This is a genomic window from Xanthomonas sp. BRIP62411, assembly GCF_003993525.1.
GTDB classification, from domain to species: domain Bacteria; phylum Pseudomonadota; class Gammaproteobacteria; order Xanthomonadales; family Xanthomonadaceae; genus Xanthomonas; species Xanthomonas euroxanthea.
Genome location: NZ_QEZI01000013.1, coordinates 139,316 through 154,353, shown reverse-complemented (window position 1 = coordinate 154,353; position 15,038 = coordinate 139,316). Strand labels below are relative to the sequence as shown.

At 66.8% G+C, this 15,038-nt stretch carries 14 protein-coding genes; 10 read left to right on the top strand and 4 right to left on the bottom strand.

Annotation, left to right across the window (positions count from 1 at the left end):
• Positions 1 to 255: 255 nt before the first annotated feature.
• Entirely contained in the window at positions 256 to 1,074 is an 819-nt protein-coding gene (locus tag EO139_RS11965) for a histidine biosynthesis protein HisIE (protein ID WP_126970786.1), read from the bottom strand.
• Positions 1,075 to 1,316: 242 nt separating this feature from the next.
• Between EO139_RS11965 and EO139_RS11960 the strand changes: the two genes are divergently transcribed.
• The 9 genes from EO139_RS11960 (at position 1,317) to EO139_RS11920 (ending at position 9,905) form a co-directional block, all read left to right on the top strand.
• A complete protein-coding gene (locus EO139_RS11960; RefSeq protein ID WP_126970784.1) occupies positions 1,317 to 2,756 on the top strand; it encodes a Do family serine endopeptidase in 1,440 nt (479 codons plus the stop codon).
• Between the two features lie 116 nt (positions 2,757 to 2,872).
• Positions 2,873 to 3,235, top strand: coding sequence for a hypothetical protein (locus tag EO139_RS11955; protein ID WP_006450942.1), 363 nt, complete (start codon positions 2,873 to 2,875; stop codon positions 3,233 to 3,235).
• Between the two features lie 3 nt (positions 3,236 to 3,238).
• Positions 3,239 to 3,727 carry a hypothetical protein gene (locus EO139_RS11950; protein ID WP_104584855.1) on the top strand — a complete coding sequence of 163 codons (489 nt, stop codon included), beginning with the start codon at positions 3,239 to 3,241 and terminating at the stop codon, positions 3,725 to 3,727.
• A complete protein-coding gene (locus EO139_RS11945; RefSeq protein WP_119129794.1) occupies positions 3,724 to 4,107 on the top strand; it encodes a hypothetical protein in 384 nt (127 codons plus the stop codon). Before EO139_RS11950 ends, EO139_RS11945 begins: the two co-directional genes overlap by 4 nt.
• Before the next feature lie 187 nt (positions 4,108 to 4,294).
• Positions 4,295 to 5,401: an AI-2E family transporter gene (locus EO139_RS11940; RefSeq protein ID WP_104584851.1), complete on the top strand. Its 1,107-nt coding sequence runs from the start codon at positions 4,295 to 4,297 to the stop codon at positions 5,399 to 5,401.
• Positions 5,402 to 5,530: 129 nt separating this feature from the next.
• The gene (locus EO139_RS11935; protein ID WP_126970782.1) at positions 5,531 to 6,268 is read left to right on the top strand and encodes an HAD family hydrolase; all 738 of its coding nucleotides are present in this window, start codon (positions 5,531 to 5,533) and stop codon (positions 6,266 to 6,268) included.
• 42 nt (positions 6,269 to 6,310) lie between these two features.
• Positions 6,311 to 7,681 carry a leucyl aminopeptidase family protein gene (locus EO139_RS11930; RefSeq protein ID WP_126970780.1) on the top strand — a complete coding sequence of 457 codons (1,371 nt, stop codon included), beginning with the start codon at positions 6,311 to 6,313 and terminating at the stop codon, positions 7,679 to 7,681.
• A gap of 590 nt (positions 7,682 to 8,271) precedes the next feature.
• The gene (locus EO139_RS11925) at positions 8,272 to 9,366 is read left to right on the top strand and encodes a catalase family peroxidase (RefSeq protein WP_126970778.1); all 1,095 of its coding nucleotides are present in this window, start codon (positions 8,272 to 8,274) and stop codon (positions 9,364 to 9,366) included.
• On the top strand, positions 9,363 to 9,905 hold the full coding sequence (locus EO139_RS11920; RefSeq protein ID WP_126970776.1) for a cytochrome b: 543 nt from the start codon (positions 9,363 to 9,365) through the stop codon (positions 9,903 to 9,905). Before EO139_RS11925 ends, EO139_RS11920 begins: the two co-directional genes overlap by 4 nt.
• Before the next feature lie 243 nt (positions 9,906 to 10,148).
• On the opposite strand, the gene EO139_RS11915 is transcribed toward EO139_RS11920, so the two are convergent.
• From EO139_RS11915 to EO139_RS11905, 3 genes are all read right to left on the bottom strand, one after another.
• On the bottom strand, positions 10,149 to 10,937 hold the full coding sequence (locus EO139_RS11915; protein WP_126970774.1) for a ThuA domain-containing protein: 789 nt from the start codon (positions 10,935 to 10,937) through the stop codon (positions 10,149 to 10,151).
• Positions 10,938 to 11,114: 177 nt separating this feature from the next.
• Positions 11,115 to 11,717 (bottom strand): response regulator transcription factor, encoded by a 603-nt coding sequence (locus EO139_RS11910; protein WP_119129798.1) that lies wholly within the window; start codon positions 11,715 to 11,717, stop codon positions 11,115 to 11,117.
• Positions 11,718 to 11,808: 91 nt separating this feature from the next.
• A complete protein-coding gene (locus EO139_RS11905; RefSeq protein WP_126970772.1) occupies positions 11,809 to 12,996 on the bottom strand; it encodes a sensor histidine kinase in 1,188 nt (395 codons plus the stop codon).
• Positions 12,997 to 13,428: 432 nt separating this feature from the next.
• Here EO139_RS11905 and EO139_RS11900 point away from each other — a divergent pair, with 432 nt between their 5' ends.
• A complete protein-coding gene (locus EO139_RS11900) occupies positions 13,429 to 14,679 on the top strand; it encodes an efflux RND transporter periplasmic adaptor subunit (protein ID WP_164739825.1) in 1,251 nt (416 codons plus the stop codon).
• The last annotated feature ends 359 nt before the right edge of the window (positions 14,680 to 15,038 follow it).

Genomic DNA, 15,038 nt, shown 5'->3' with positions numbered 1-15,038 from the left:
GCGTTGGCTTCTAGTTTCCTTCTCCCACCGGGAGAAGGTGCCCCGCAGGGGCGGATGAGGGTACGGACCAGAGGCCCAATCCAGCCCAGATGTCAGATTCGATTACCTGCCCGATCACATGAGCGCAGCAAGACCGCGGTCGCCGAGTCACGGTCAACCCACGAAAAGGCCGGCGCTGTACGGACAGCGCCGGCCTTTGTCAGTTTGCACGGCCCACGTGTTGTCAGCGGGCCATGCCCTCTTGGCGCTGCAGCCTCAGCGCGTGACCCGCTTGGCCGCCTTCTTGCCGACGGCCTTGCGGGCGGCGGTGGTCTTGGCCACGGCGCGCGTGGCCGGCGTCTTGGTGACCTTGGCGGCCTTCTTCAAGGTGGTCTTGGTCACCGCCTTCTTGAGCGGCACCTTTTTCACTGCAGCCTGCTTGGTGGCGGTCTGCCTGGCCACCGGCGCCTTCTTGGCGGCGGGCTTGACGATGGCCTTGGCGACCGGCTTCTTGACCGGGGCCGACTTGGCCACCGCCTTCTTCGCTGCTGCGCGCGCACCCACCGTGGCCACCGCGCTCTTGCGCGCCGCGCTCTTGGCGGCCGTCTTGGCACTGAGCGCCGCCGCTTCGGCCTTGGCATTGGCCTTGGCGGTCTCCAGCTTCTGCCTGGCGCTGGCCTTGGTGTTGGCCAGTGTCTGTTTGGCAGCATCGGTGGTGGTGCTCAGCTTCTGCTTGGCCGCATCCTTGGTGGAGGCGAGCTTCTGCCTGGCGGCAGCACTGGTGGCGGCCAGTTTGTCCTTGGCGGCCGCTTTGCCCGACACCAGCGAACGCTTGGTCTTGGCCACGCCGCGCTTGACCGCGGTGGCTGCATCGCCGGCGTTGTCGACGACGCGCTGTTCGACCTTGACCACGGCCTTGCGCGCCTTGGCGACGCCGGTCCTGACCTGCGCCGCCGCCGTGCCGGCCGCGTCCTGCACGCTGGCCACCGCGTCGCTGGTGGTGCTGGCGATGGTCTCGCCCAGTTCGGTGGCCGTGCTCTTGACGCTCTCGACAGCGTCGGACAGGGTTGCCGTCACACCATTGCCGTTGTTCATAGACCCTCCTTCAGGGCGTCAGTGCGGAAAGCGCGGGCGATGCGCAGCGGCATGCGTATGCTGAACAGGCATCGGATCAAGCGGACGCTACGCCGGGCTCAAGCGGCTGTCAACGCAGGGCCCGCAAGGGATCTGCTGCGCTTTCACCACGCGTTAAATTGCCCGCTGGCACTCTCGTTCAGCTTGATTTACGCAGCCAGACGCCCTATTCCTCTTCCACCGCGTAACCCGGACTTCGTTGCATGCGCCCGCTGCCTACCTTGCTGACACTTTCCCTGGCCGCTGCCTTCGGCGGTTTTGCCGCCACCGGCATCAATGCCTGGATGGACAACCGCGCCGAGGCCACACCGGCCGGCGCCGCCACCACCTTCAGCCTGCCGGCGGCTGCCGCGTTGCCGGCCGCCGTGGCCGGGCAACCGGTGCCGTCGCTGGCGCCGATGCTGCAACAGGCGATGCCGGCGGTGGTGAGCGTCAACACCAAGCAGGTGGTGCGCGTGCGCAACCCGTTCTTCAACGACCCGATCCTGCGCCGGCTGTTCCCGGAGATTCCGCAGGACCGCATCAATGAATCGCTGGGCTCGGGCGTGATCATCGATGCGCAGAAGGGCTACGTGCTGACCAATCACCATGTCATCGAAAACGCCGACGACGTGCAGGTCACGCTCGGCGACGGGCGCACGGTCAAGGCCGATTTCATCGGCTCCGATGCCGATACCGATATCGCGTTGATCCGCATCAAGGCCGACAAGCTCACCGACATCAAGCTGGCCGACAGCAACGCGCTGCGCGTGGGCGACTTCGTGGTGGCGATCGGCAACCCGTTCGGCTTCACCCAGACCGTCACCTCCGGCATCGTCTCAGCGGTGGGCCGCAGCGGGATTCGCGGGCTGGGCTACCAGAACTTCATCCAGACCGATGCCTCGATCAATCCAGGCAATTCCGGCGGCGCGCTGGTCAACCTGCAGGGCCAGTTGGTGGGCATCAACACCGCCAGCTTCAACCCGCAGGGCAGCATGGCCGGCAACATCGGCCTGGGCCTGGCGATCCCCTCCAACCTGGCGCGCAATGTGGTCGAGCAACTGGTGACCAAGGGCGTGGTCGTGCGCGGCACGCTCGGGCTGGAAACCCAGAACCTCACCCAGCAGATGCTGCAGGGCCTGGGTGTGGATTCATTGCGCGGCGCCCTGGTGACGCGCGTGTTGCCAGGGTCCGCCGCGGCGGCCGCAGGCGTGCAGCCGGGCGATGTGGTGGTGGCGGCCAACGACCAGCGGGTGGACAGCGCAGAGGCATTGCACAATTATGAAGGCCTGCAGGCGGTCGGTAGCGCGGTAAGGCTGGAGATTCGCCGCGATGGCAAACCGCTCACGCTCACCGCGACACTGAAGGAGCAGGACCGCGCAGTCACCGGCGACATGCTCGACCCACGCCTGGGCGGCGCCACCTTCGTGGATCTGCCCGAATCGCTGCGCCAGTCCGGCATCACCGGCGTCATGGTCAGCGAGGTCAAACGCGGCAGTCGTGCCGCAGCCAATGGTCTGGTCACCGGCGATGTGATCGTGGCCAGCAGCGTGGGCGAGTTTGCCGATCTGGCCAGCTGGCGCGCCAATTTCCAACGCAAGCCGCAGCAACTGGTGGTGCGCATCCTGCGTGGCAATGCGCAATACGACGCGTTGATGCGTTGACGCGGCGTGCACTGCCCTCGGCCTGCACTAACACCTCCTACACCGCAGCGATGCTATTGCTGCACCACGCCCGCATGCTGTTCGCGGCTGCCATCAATGACCGAAGGAGATATCGCATGAGCCCCACCAATACCGACCAGCTGAAAGAAAACCTGAGCGAAGCCAGCACCCATCTTAAGTCTGCTGCCAGCGCCGCAGGCGAAGCCGTCAAAGGCGCCACCAGTGCTGCCGGCGACGAACTCAAGCTTGGTCGTGCCAACGTCAAGGCAGAGCTCTCCGATACCGCACTGGCCGGTATGGCGGCTGCCGAGTTCGGTGGTGCCGCTGCCAAGGAGCAGCTCGACGTGCTGGTCAGCAAGGGCAACGACCTGCTGGAAAGCGCGACCGATCTGATCCGTGAGCGGCCGCTGGCTGCGTTCGGTGTGGCGTTCGCGACCGGCTGGATCATTGCCAAGCTGGCACGCAGCAACGACAACTAAGTCGTGAGCGATCAGGCCTCCACAGCTGCCGCCTCCGACGCGCCCAACGCGCGGCCGGAAACGCCAGGACTGGACGAAAGCGTACGTGCGGTCGGCGCAGCCGGCCGTGCGACGCTGGGCTCGGCCAAGGACACCAGCCGGGCATTGCGCCGGCTGGTGTCGGCCGATTTACAACTTGCACGCAGTGCCTTCGGGCGCGGACTGGCCTGGGCATGCGTTGCCGTGGTCTTCGGCGCCTCGTCGTGGCTGTTGCTGGCGGGTGCGATCATCGCCCTGCTGCAACGCGCGGGGCTGTCGTGGTTCCAGGCGATGTTTTTCACCGCGTTGGCCAGCCTGTTGGTCACCGGCATCGCGGCGTGGCGCGTGTTCTTCTACTTCGACCACACCGGCTTGAATGCAACACGCCGTCAGCTGGTCAAGCTGGGCATCTTCGATGACAGCAGCGACGACGACGATGCCCATGCATCGGCTGCCACTGGAGCACGTACATGAAGTTTGGCACCTTGCGTCAGCGCGTCGATCGCGCGGAATTCCTGGTGGAAGGGCGCGCACAGGAAACGCGCCTGCATTGGGGAGAACTGCGTGACACCTGGCGTGCCGGATGGTCCCCGTTGCGGATCATGGTGGTCGGGTTCGGCCTGGGTTTTGTCACCGGCCGTAACGAACCGCAGGCGGCGCTGGGCAGTATCGCCAGCAAGCTGGGCGGTATCCCGAAAATCCTGCAGATGATCAGCACGATCTCTGCGCTGTTCACTGCACATCGTGCGCAGGAAGCCTCCGAGCAGGCAGAACGTGCCGCCGACAATGCCGAAGAGGTCGCTGCCGATCCACCGGTGACGGTGGTGCAGGCACCGGTCGATCGCGCCGCATAATGACGACGGTCCCGGGCCATCGCCCGGGATCACCCTGCGCGAGGCGTGCTGCCTGGTACACGGCAGAGCCCGCCACTGACATCGTTCGGGCCTGACATCCTGCGCACACCCTCTGTGCGCGATGTTGACGCGTTCGGCTGATAATGGCGCACCGCTGGCAGCACGCCAGTCTGCTGCCAGGGCGCGCATGACTCTTCCCGTCGATTCAATGGATGCTGCCGTTGCGGCAGATTCGCTTCCGCCGCCACCGGCACCGCGCCCGCGCGCACCGGTCTCGTTGGTGGTGCTGGCCACGCTGGCGGTCGGCTACACCCTGTGGGCGGCACAGACGATCATCCTGCCGGTGATGCTGGCGGCGTTTTTTGCCTTGATCGGCAATCCCATCCTGCGCGGTCTGCGCAAGCTGTATATCCCGCGCTTTCTCGGCGCCTTGATGGTGTTGTGCCTGGGCCTGGCCGCGACCGTGGCGCTGGCTGCGCAACTCGCCGGGCCGGCAGCCGAGTGGGTGCAGCAGGCGCCCCGACAGATGCGCCAGATTGCGCGCGACGTGCGCGATTTCACCAAGCCGATGATGCAGGCCAACCAGGCCGCGGAAAACTTTGCGCGCGCCGCCGGCGGCGACGGCCAGCGCAGCGTGCAGATCGTGCGCACGCAGATGGACGACCCCTACAAGGCGCTGGTGCGCACGCCGAAACTGGCCGCCTCGGTGCTGGCGGTGGTGCTGCTGACGTTCTTCTTCATGGTCTACGGCGAAAGCCTGCAACGGCATGCGATTGCGTTGCTGCCCAATCGCCAGCAGCAACGCTTCACCACCGAAATCATGCTGGACATCGAGCGCGAGGTCTCGCGCTACGTGCTCACCATCAGCGTGATCAATACGCTGGTCGGGCTGGTCTTTGCCGGCATTCTCTATGTGCTCAAGATTCCGCTGCCCGAAGCGCTGTTGTGGGGCACGGTGGTGGCGCTGCTCAATTTCGCACCGTACGTGGGTCCGTTGATCGGCGTGATGCTGATGCTGCTGATGGGCTTTGTGGAATTCCGCACCACCTTGTCGGCAATGCTGCCGGCGATCCTGTATCTGGCGCTGCACACCATCGAGGGCCAGGTGGTCACTCCGATCGTGCTCGGCCGCCGCATGGCGATCTCGCCGCTGATGCTGATCCTGGCGCTGATGCTGTTCGGCTGGCTGTGGGGCATGATCGGCCTGCTGCTGGCGGTGCCGCTGCTGGTCTGCATCAAGATGGTGCTGAGCCGGGTGGAGGGAATGCAGCGCTGGGCCAGGCTGCTTGAGTAGCCGGGATTGGGGATTGGGGATTGGGGATTGGGGAGTCGGGAGTCGGGAATCGCAAGAGCAGTGAAGCAGCCCGCCAAAGCGTTGCTCTACCGATTCCCGACTTCCCATCCCCGGCATTACAATCTCGCGATGAGTTTCCCAATCAGCGCCATCACTCTCGACCTCGACGACACGTTGTGGCCCTTTGCGCCGATCGGGGCGCGGATCGACCAGGTGTTGTACGACTGGATGCGCGAGCACAGTCCGGTCACCGCCGAGCGGTTTCCGGTGGAGGCGATGCGCGAACTGCGCGAGCGCAGCTTTGCCGACAACCCGCACCTGCATCACGATCTCAGCGCGCTGCGGCGGCTGACGCTGGAAATGGCACTGCGCGAGAGCGGTGGTGATCTGGCCTTGCTGGAGCCTGCGTATGAGGTCTTCTACGCCGCGCGCAACCAGGTGGAGTGCTACCCGGATGCGCTGGACGCGCTGGCGCGTATCGCCGCGCATGTACCGGTGGCGGCGCTCAGCAACGGCAATGCCGATCTGCAGCGCATCGGGCTGATGCATCACTTCGCGTTTCAGCTGGGCTCGCGCGAGCACGGCAGCGCAAAACCCGACCCGAGCATCTTCCTGGCCGCCTGCGCGCGCCTGGAGGTGCCGCCGGCACAGGTGCTGCATGTGGGCGACCATGTGCGCATGGACGTGCTTGGCGCGCTGGATGCCGGCCTGCGCGCCTGCTGGATCAATCGCGACCGAGCACAGTGGTCGCACCCGACCCAGCAGCCGGATCTGGAGTTCGACTCCATGACCGGGCTGGCCGATTGGCTGGACGCGCAGCAGCTGCATCCCGACGCCGCGCGTACCGGCATCCGCATTCCCGCCTGAGCCACTTTTGCTCGGCGCATGGCGCCGCCTCCGAGGATTTCCATGTCGCAGCTCACCGGTTTCATCGATCCTAACGCCGCAGCCCTGCCGCTGCATGTGCTCGACCGCGAAGGCTTTGCAGGTTGGTGCGCCGAGCAGCCCACCCGCGTGCTGGCGTGGGCGCAGGCGCAGCGTTTCGATGCGGCGCCGGGCAGCGTGCTGTTGCTGCCGGGGGAACACGGGCTGGCCGGCGCGGTGCTCGGGATCGGCGACCGCGCCGATGCCTACGCCTATGCGCACGCGCCGATGGCGCTGCCGCCGGCCAGCCGCTGGACGCTGGCCAGCGCGCTGAGCGAGAGCGAGCAGGCGCTGCTGCACCTGGGCTGGGGCCTGGGCGCGTACCGCTTCTCGCGCTACCGCAAGGTGCCGCGCGCACCGGCCGAACTGGCCGCCACACCGACACCGCACACCCGCGACCTGATCGAGGCCTGCATCCGCGTGCGCGACTGGGTCAACACCCCGACCGAGGACATGGGCCCGCAGCATCTGGAAGAGGCCACGCGCGCAGTGGCGCAACCGCATGGCGCGCAGGTCGAGGCCATCGTCGGTGAGGCATTGCTGGCGCAGAACTTCCCCACCATCCACGCGGTCGGGCGCGCATCGCATCGGGCGCCGCGACTGATCCAGTTGCAATGGGGCGACGCGGCGCATCCGCATCTGGTGCTGGTCGGCAAGGGCGTGTGCTTCGACACCGGCGGGCTGGATCTGAAGCCGGCCGATGGCATGCGCAACATGAAGAAGGATATGGGCGGCGCAGCGCATGCCTTGGCGCTGGCCGGCCTGGTGATGGCGCAGCAGCTGCCGGTACGACTGACCCTGTTGATTGCCGCGGTGGAAAACGCCGTCGGCCCGGATGCGTTCCGCCCGGGCGAAGTCATCACCACCCGCGCCGGTGTCACGGTGGAAGTGGACAACACCGATGCCGAAGGCCGCCTGGTGCTGTGCGATGCGTTGAGCTACGCCACCGAGCAGCGCCCCGATCTGATCCTGGATTTCGCAACGCTCACCGGCGCCGCACGCATCGCCCTAGGGCCGGACCTGCCCGCGCTGTTCGCCAACGACGATGCGCTGGCGCAGGCCTGGTTGAACGCCGGCGAGCAGACCCGCGACCCGGTCTGGCGCATGCCGCTATGGCGCCCGTACCTGCGTTACCTCAACAGCCATGTCGCCGACATGGCCAACGCCGGCTCGCGCATGGCCGGCGCGGTCACCGCCGCGCTGTACCTGGAGCGCTTTGTCGCACCGGGCCAGCCGTGGGCGCATCTGGATGTCTACGCCTGGAACGACAGCGACCGCCCCGGCCGCCCGGCTGGCGGGGAGGCACTGGCGTTGCGCTCGGCTTACGCGATGCTCGAGCAGCGTTACGGCGGCTGAGGCCGGCTGACAGCACGGCTTCAACAAACTCGCCTTCGTCGACGCGTGAAGTGATGCCGACGATGGCAGCGACGTCGATCCGATTAAAGTGCGTGCTCAGCCTGCGCCGCATTCACGGCTCGCATCCATGCACACCGACCATCCCGACTGGTCCTTGCCCGCCAACCGTCGCGGGACCTTACGCGGCATGGATGCCGCGTAAGAGCTTACAAGGACGTACTTGCAGCGTGTGCCGCGAGGGTGGGCGGGCAAGGACCCTGCAGCAAACCCGCAGATCATCCGCTCCACAACCGATGCATCCACTCTGCTCAATTACCTCCAAGGCGAGCGAGCGCTCGAGCTTCAGCATCGTTTGACTATCCCCAAGCCGAGCGGGTCGATGGCGTAGTGCCTTGAGCACGCTGCGCCATTGCCCGTCATCTGGATCATTCATCGACCGCTTTGGTCGCGGCATCACACACCAGACGCACTGGAGCGTGGACTATGCGCCCACGGGTCGTGCCGGTGCCGCAGGTTGGGCGGGGTGGCGATCACGGCGCCACACGCCTCACCGCATCGACTCTTTGCCGCATTGCCCACCGGAGCCAGCCATGAACTTGCCACCTCCCGCTCCACCCCCGCAGCGCGCACGTCTTGTGGCGCCATTGCTCGGTATCGCCGCAATTGCCGGCGGTATCGCGGTGGCGTTCGCCTGGACCGCCGGCTGGATCGGTGGCGACCGGCTCACTGCCGCGCGCATGACCGACACCATCGAAGCCAGCGGGCCGCCGCATCCGGGCTTTCGCCGCGCGCACACCAAGGGCGTGTGTGTGAGCGGGGAGTTCAAGGCCAGTGGCAAGGCCACCTGGCTGTCGTCGGCACGCATCTTCAGCCAGGCCAGCACGCCGGTGCTCGGGCGCATGTCGATCGGCGGCGGCGACCCGCATGGCGCCGACGGCGCGGCGCGCGTACGCAGCATGGCATTGCTGCTGCGCAGCGACGACGGGCAGGAATGGCGCACCGCGATGAACAGTTTTCCGTTCTTCGTGGTGGCCACGCCGGCCGGTTTTCAGGCCTTGAATGTGGCCTCCAGGCCGGACCCGGCCACCGGCAAGCCCGATCCGGCCAAGCTGGCCGCGTTCGGCAAGCAGTATCCGGAAGCGGCCAAGTTCCAGCAGTGGGCCAAGACCGCGCCGTGGTCCAACAGCTGGGCCAACACCCAATACAACGGGGTGAATGCGTTCCGCGCGATTGCGGCCGATGGACGCGAGCGCTACATCCGCTGGTCGATGCGTCCGCATACGCCGTTCAAGGAGCTCAGCGCCGAGCAGCGCGCGCAGGCCGATGGCGATTTTCTCGCCACCGACCTGGACACGCGCCTGGCGCAGGGTCCGCTGCGCTGGGACCTGGTGCTGACCGTGGCCGAGCCGGGCGATGCGGTGGACGATCCCTCGCAGCCATGGCCGGAAAGCCGCAAGCAGATCGTGGCCGGCACGGTGTCGATCGATCATGCCGAACCGCAGGCCACCGGCCCGTGCCGCGATCTGAATTACGACCCGCTGATCCTGCCCAAGGGCATCGCAGGATCGAACGACCCGATCCTGGCGGCGCGCTCGTCGGTGTATTCGCAATCGTTCAACCGGCGCGAGCATGAGATCGCCAATGGCACAGGCAACGCTGCCACCGGCCAGGGAGCACACCGATGAGCAGCCATCCCCACTTCAATTTGCCCGCGCGCATCCTGCATTGGTTGATGGCCGCGATGATCCTGACCATGCTGTTCGTCGGCGTGGGCATGGTGGCGTCGGTGACGCAGCGGCCGTGGTTGATCGACCTGCATCGCCCCCTGGGCATTGCGATCCTGGTTCTTGCGGTGCTGCGCCTGATCAACCGCCTGCGTCACCGCCCGCCGCCGCTGCCGGCCGACCTGCCGGCCTGGCAGAAGGCCGCCGCGATCGCCTCGCACTGGCTGCTGTATGCGTTGATGCTGGGGATGCCGTTGATCGGCTGGGCGATGCTGTCGGCCGGTGCGTATCCGATCGTGCTGTGGCCGGGTGCGAACCTGCCGCCGATCGCACCACACGATCCGGCGCTATACGCCTGGCTGCGCAGCGCGCATGGCTGGTTGGCGTATCTACTGTTCGCCACCGTGCTGGGGCATCTGAGCGCGGCGCTGTTCCATGCCTGGATACGCCGGGATGGCGTGTTTTCCAGCATGGCGCGCGGGGAGCGGTCTGCGCGTTGACGGATTGGATGGGTGGGTGTTGGAAGACGTGTTGCGCTGAGTGATTTCACTGCGCGGACGTACCCTCACCCCAACCCCTCTCCCGGTGGGAAAGGGGCCTGGTCTTCCCTTCTCCCGCCGGGAGAAGATGCCCCGCTGGGGCGGATGCGGGTGCGGGCAAAGCATCGGCTTCGCTGCCATGTGGAGTGGCGTTACCCCCGTACCCTCACCCCACCCCTCTCCCGTCGGGAGAGGGGCCAGGATCTAACGCTGGCGCTTTGTCTTGGCTGCTGGCGCGGGTGCCTGAATGCCCTTGCCGGTCGCGGCCCAGTAGATCCCGCCATACAGATGCTCCAGATAACGCGGGTCGTAGTAGGCCTCGGCCAGATGGCCCAGCGCGGTGGCAAACACGCGACCGCCTTCGAAGTGGTGGTACCAGGCCACCGGGTGCTGGGTGCCCATGCCCTTGGCAACCTGGCCCGGCCAGATCAGCGTGGGGTCGTAGCTGCTCTCGTCCACCGTCAGCAGCGTGACCAGGTCATCGCTGTACGGCGGATCGTATTCGTACCACTCGTCGGTCCACACCCAGCGCCTGGGCAGGCCGGCGGTGGCCGGGAAGTTGGGGTCCACCACGTCGACCATCGCGGTCTGCATGTACGGATGGGTGCGGAACGAGCGGCCGATCAGATGGTCGTACCACTCCCAGTCGCCACGCTTGATCGCAAACGCCTTGTGCACCGCCACCACGCCGCCGCCGTTGCGCACGTATTTCTGGAAGTTCGCACGTTGCGCCGGATCCAGATCGGTGGCCGGCGTGTTGAGCAGCACGATTGCCGCGTATTGCGATAGATCGCCATCAAAGGCCTTGGCATTCCACGCCCAGATCAGCTCGACATAATGCTTGCGCGCCATCGCTTCGAATTGCGGTTTGGCCACCGGGATGTAGTCGTGGTGATACTGGTTGGGAATTGCCGCCACCAGGATCTTGAACTGCTCGGCGGACGCATTGAATGCGCAGACCAGCAGCAGACCCAACAGCCACAGAGGTTTCATGCCGTTCGCTCGGAAATCGTTCTGGCCCGGCAGTGTACCTGCGCCTGCACGGCATGCTTTGCGCATGATCTGGAATAGCTGTCTGGCGCGCCGGTGATCGAGTGATGCGTGGCAGTGCATGGCCAATGCCATCCAGCGCTGCGCCCGCTGACAGCGCAACGCGTCTGCCTCACCGGTTCACAGCCAGCCTTTCTGCCGGGCCAGCCGATACGCCTCGATGCGATTGGCCACGCCCAGCTTGCCGATGCATTCGGACAGATAGTTGCGCACCGTACCGTGCGACAACTGCAGCTGCTGCGCGATCTCGCTGGCCGAGCGCCCTTCGCCGGCCAGCCGCAACACGGTGCGCTCGCGTTCGCTCAAGGGGTCGGCTTCCACCCAGGCGTCCAGGGCCAGTTGCGGGTCGATCACCCGGCCGCCGCGCTGCACCTGACGCAGTGCGCTGACCAGTTGTTCGGCCGGCGCGTCCTTGAGCAGATAGGCAGCCACACCGGCATCCAGCGCGCGGCGCAGAAATCCCGGGCGGGCGAAGGTGGTGACGATCATCACCCGCACCGGCAGCGCCTGGCGCTGGATACGCTGGGCCAGTTCCAGGCCGGTCAGGCCGGGCATTTCGATATCGGTGATCAGCACGTCCGGCTGCAGGCGTTGCAGGTCGCGCCAGGCACTTTCGCCGTCGCCTGCGCTGCCGACCACCTCGATATCGTCTTCCAGCCCAAGCAAGGCGACCAATGCGCCACGCAACAGCGCCTGGTCTTCGGCCAACAACACCCGGATCATCGCGCGCGCTCGTATGCAGACAACGGTGGCGCACGATAGCAGCGGTGGCGCCTGCCGTGCATGGGTCGATATGCAGTGGGCGTGCGTGCGATCAGCGCGACGGTGTCACCAGCGGGACCGGCACCGGCGGCTGCGCCGGCACCGGTGTGGGCTGCGGCAACGGCACGCTGGCGCGCAGGCGCATGCCGCGCGGCAGCGCTTCCACCTCCAGCGCGCCGCCCAGGCCGCGCAGGCGTGCGCGCATGCCGTCCAGGCCATTGCCGGGCACGATCACCCCGCCGCGCCCGTCGTCGCTGATGTCCAGCACAGCCTGGTCGCCGTGCGCGCGCAAGCTCACGCGCACGTGTCTGGCCCGCGCATGCCGTTGCACGTTGGTGGCCGCCTCGCGCACCACCAGCGCCAGCGCGGTTTCGTGTTCCGGCGGCAATGCCAGCGTCTGCAGGTCGTGTTCCAGCACGATGCCGTCCATGTCCAGCAATACCCGCGCCGACGCCAGCTCGGCCACCAGCCCGGCCGCGCGAATGCCGGTGACCGCGCGCCGCACCTGCGCCAGGGCATCGCGCGAAATCTGCGCCACCGCATCGATCTCGCTGCGTGCCCCCTGCGGATCACGCTCGATCAGACGCGCGGCCAGATCGGACTTGAGCGCCACCAGCGACAAGGTGTGGCCGAGCAGATCGTGCAGATCGCGGCCAATCCGTTCGCGCTCGGCGGTGGCCGCCAGCCGGCGCACTTCGTCCTGCGACAGGCGCAGCAATGCGTCCTTGCGTTCGTTGATGCTGTACACCGCACCGACCCCGGCCATGCCCAGCACCGACACCGGCAGCCACACCAGCGACTGCAGGCGCATTCCCAGCCAGTGCGCCCAACCCAGGTAGAGCACGTTCATCACCACCAGCATCGCGAAGTGCCGCCACATGGCATGCCGTGTGGACGGGCGCAGGCTCAGGCAGGCGAAGACGAAATAGCTGATCCCCGCCGGATACACCGGCAGCAATGCGGCACTGAGCACACCCATCGCCCACGCATAGCGATACAGGGTGCCGCGCGGCGCCAGCAACATCCGCGCGTACAACAGCAGAAAGACCGGATACGACAGCACGGTGCACAGCAGCCAGGTGCTGTCGTAGCCACGTGGCGAAAACACCGGCACCACGAACACCCAGCTCGACCACAGCAGATGCACGGCATCCATCCACGGCGACTGGCCCTGCGCCAGCCGTGCGGCAACCTGCGACGTGGCGGCGGGGCGAAGCCAGGCGGGCAGCGACAAGCGCATCGGGATGGGTCCGTGTGAGTGATCGGATTCTGCCACTGCCGGGCCCGGCCGGGCGCCCGATGCGGCAGCTCGCTGCGAACCGGCACGCTCATGCATCTGCGCCGCGCCCGCTCGTGGTGATCCTGCACAGCACCGATCCGGGCAATCGCGCAGGCCGACAAGAGCAATGAACGCAGCGCATGGCCAATCCGGCAGTATGAGGATGCTGCAGCCTCGCGCATGCTGCAAAGCCCGGCCAGTTGCCGCTGTCATGGACGGCAGGTGACAGCTGTCACTGGTGGAGGTGCCGCGACGGTCGCATGCTGCGCAGCACCTTGCAGCCGCGTCGATCGCGCTACCGCTCGTCGCCCCACCTGCATTGGTGACTTCCGGCAGCTTGCGGCGCCGCCCGCGTCCGGTCACATTTCGCGCAGCATCCCGTCCCGGTTATCGATGAATACTTCTGCCGATCTGCTCAAGCAACTGCGCATCGACCGCCAGCGTCCTGCTGCCCCTGAACCTGCACGGCGCGGTGGCTGGATCATCGCCGCGGTGGTCATCGTGATCCTGTTGGCGACCGCGGCGTGGTGGTTCACCAGACGCCCAGTGATGAAGGTGCAGACCGCACCGGTGGTGGCGATCAGCGCCGGCAGCAGTAGCGCCTCGGTGCTGGACGCATCCGGCTACGTGGTGGCGCGGCGCATGGCCACGGTGTCGGCGCAGGTCACCGGCAAGGTGCGCGAGGTGATGATCGAGGAAGGCATGCGTGTCGAACAGGGCCAGGTGATGGCGACGCTGGACCCGCTGGATGCCGATGCACAGCGCACGCTGTCGGCATCGCAACTGTCGGCCGCACGCAGCCAGGTCGACAACATGCAGGCGCAGCTGGCGGTGGCCAATGCCGATGCGACGCGGCTGCAATCGCTGGTCGGCGCGCAACTGGTGTCGCGCTCGCAATACGAGCAGGCCACTGCACAACGCGATGCCTTGCGCGCACAGCTGCAGAGTGCGCAACGCAACGTGCGCGTGGCATCGGACCAGTTGGCGATCTCGGCGATCCGCTCGGACTTCAACGTGGTGCGTGCGCCGTTTGCCGGCGTGGTCACCGCCAAGGCCGCCCAGCCCGGCGAAATCGTCTCGCCGCTGTCGGCCGGCGGCGGCTTCACCCGCACCGGCATCGGCACCATCGTGGATATGGAATCGCTGGAGATCGAAGTGGAAGTGGGCGAGTCCTACATCGGCCGCGTGCAGCCGAAGATGCCGGTGGAAGCGGTGCTCAACGCCTACCCGGAATGGAAGATTCCCGGCGAGGTGATCGCGATCATTCCCACCGCCGATCGCGGCAAGGCCACGGTGAAGGTGCGCGTGGCGTTCAAGCTCAAGGACCCGCGCATCGTGCCGGAGATGGGCGTGCGGGTGAGCTTTCTGGAGCGGGCCAACACGCAGGAGGCCAGCAAGCCGCAGGGCGTGCGCGTGCCGGGTGCGGCGCTGGTCGAACGCGACACGCGCACAGTCGCGTTCGTGCTTGGCGAGCGCAACACCGTCAGCGCAAGGACGGTCACTCCCGGCATGGTGATGGGCCAGGACCGCCAGGTGGTATCGGGCTTGAGTGCAGGCGACAGCGTGGTGCTGGATCCGCCGCAAGGCCTGAAAGACGGTGACACGGTGGCCGAGGCGGACGCGGAAGCGGACGCTGCCGAATAACCACAACGGATATTGCAGTCAACAACGCTGGGCAGCAACGCCGCTGCGACGAGCGCGGCGCCCATAGTGGCAGCCGGCGGCGTATGCGCTCGTTGCGCCTGGATGGGGTTGTGATCGCACACAGCGATGTCGCCATGGCGCCGGGAGCGCGGTCGATCGCGATCCGCACTTGTCATCGGTCATTGCAGAACCACGCTTGGCTCGCCGCCGCCATGCGTCGTCGCGGTTTTCACCCAGCAGTTGCGTCCGTCGTCAGCAAGCCTCGCACCGTCTTGCCGCGTCACCGTCATCGCATCGCCGTGTTGCCGTCTCATGCCAGCGCAGTCGTCATGCTGCATCGCGCTTGCCTCTTTCCCTTG

Excerpts from the sequence above, each read along its gene's own strand:
- EO139_RS11925 (WP_126970778.1), top strand. The coding sequence starts at position 8,272 with ATGAACTTGCCACCTCCCGCTCCACCCCCGCAGCGCGCACGTCTTGTG.
- EO139_RS11935 (WP_126970782.1), top strand. The coding sequence starts at position 5,531 with ATGAGTTTCCCAATCAGCGCCATCACTCTCGACCTCGACGACACGTTG.
- EO139_RS11900 (WP_164739825.1), top strand. The coding sequence starts at position 13,429 with ATGAATACTTCTGCCGATCTGCTCAAGCAACTGCGCATCGACCGCCAG.
- EO139_RS11905 (WP_126970772.1), bottom strand. The coding sequence starts at position 12,996 with ATGCGCTTGTCGCTGCCCGCCTGGCTTCGCCCCGCCGCCACGTCGCAG.
- EO139_RS11945 (WP_119129794.1), top strand. The coding sequence starts at position 3,724 with ATGAAGTTTGGCACCTTGCGTCAGCGCGTCGATCGCGCGGAATTCCTG.
- EO139_RS11940 (WP_104584851.1), top strand. The coding sequence starts at position 4,295 with ATGACTCTTCCCGTCGATTCAATGGATGCTGCCGTTGCGGCAGATTCG.
- EO139_RS11915 (WP_126970774.1), bottom strand. The coding sequence starts at position 10,937 with ATGAAACCTCTGTGGCTGTTGGGTCTGCTGCTGGTCTGCGCATTCAAT.
- EO139_RS11965 (WP_126970786.1), bottom strand. The coding sequence starts at position 1,074 with ATGAACAACGGCAATGGTGTGACGGCAACCCTGTCCGACGCTGTCGAG.
- EO139_RS11930 (WP_126970780.1), top strand. The coding sequence starts at position 6,311 with ATGTCGCAGCTCACCGGTTTCATCGATCCTAACGCCGCAGCCCTGCCG.
- EO139_RS11910 (WP_119129798.1), bottom strand. The coding sequence starts at position 11,717 with ATGATCCGGGTGTTGTTGGCCGAAGACCAGGCGCTGTTGCGTGGCGCA.
- EO139_RS11920 (WP_126970776.1), top strand. The coding sequence starts at position 9,363 with ATGAGCAGCCATCCCCACTTCAATTTGCCCGCGCGCATCCTGCATTGG.
- EO139_RS11955 (WP_006450942.1), top strand. The coding sequence starts at position 2,873 with ATGAGCCCCACCAATACCGACCAGCTGAAAGAAAACCTGAGCGAAGCC.
- EO139_RS11960 (WP_126970784.1), top strand. The coding sequence starts at position 1,317 with ATGCGCCCGCTGCCTACCTTGCTGACACTTTCCCTGGCCGCTGCCTTC.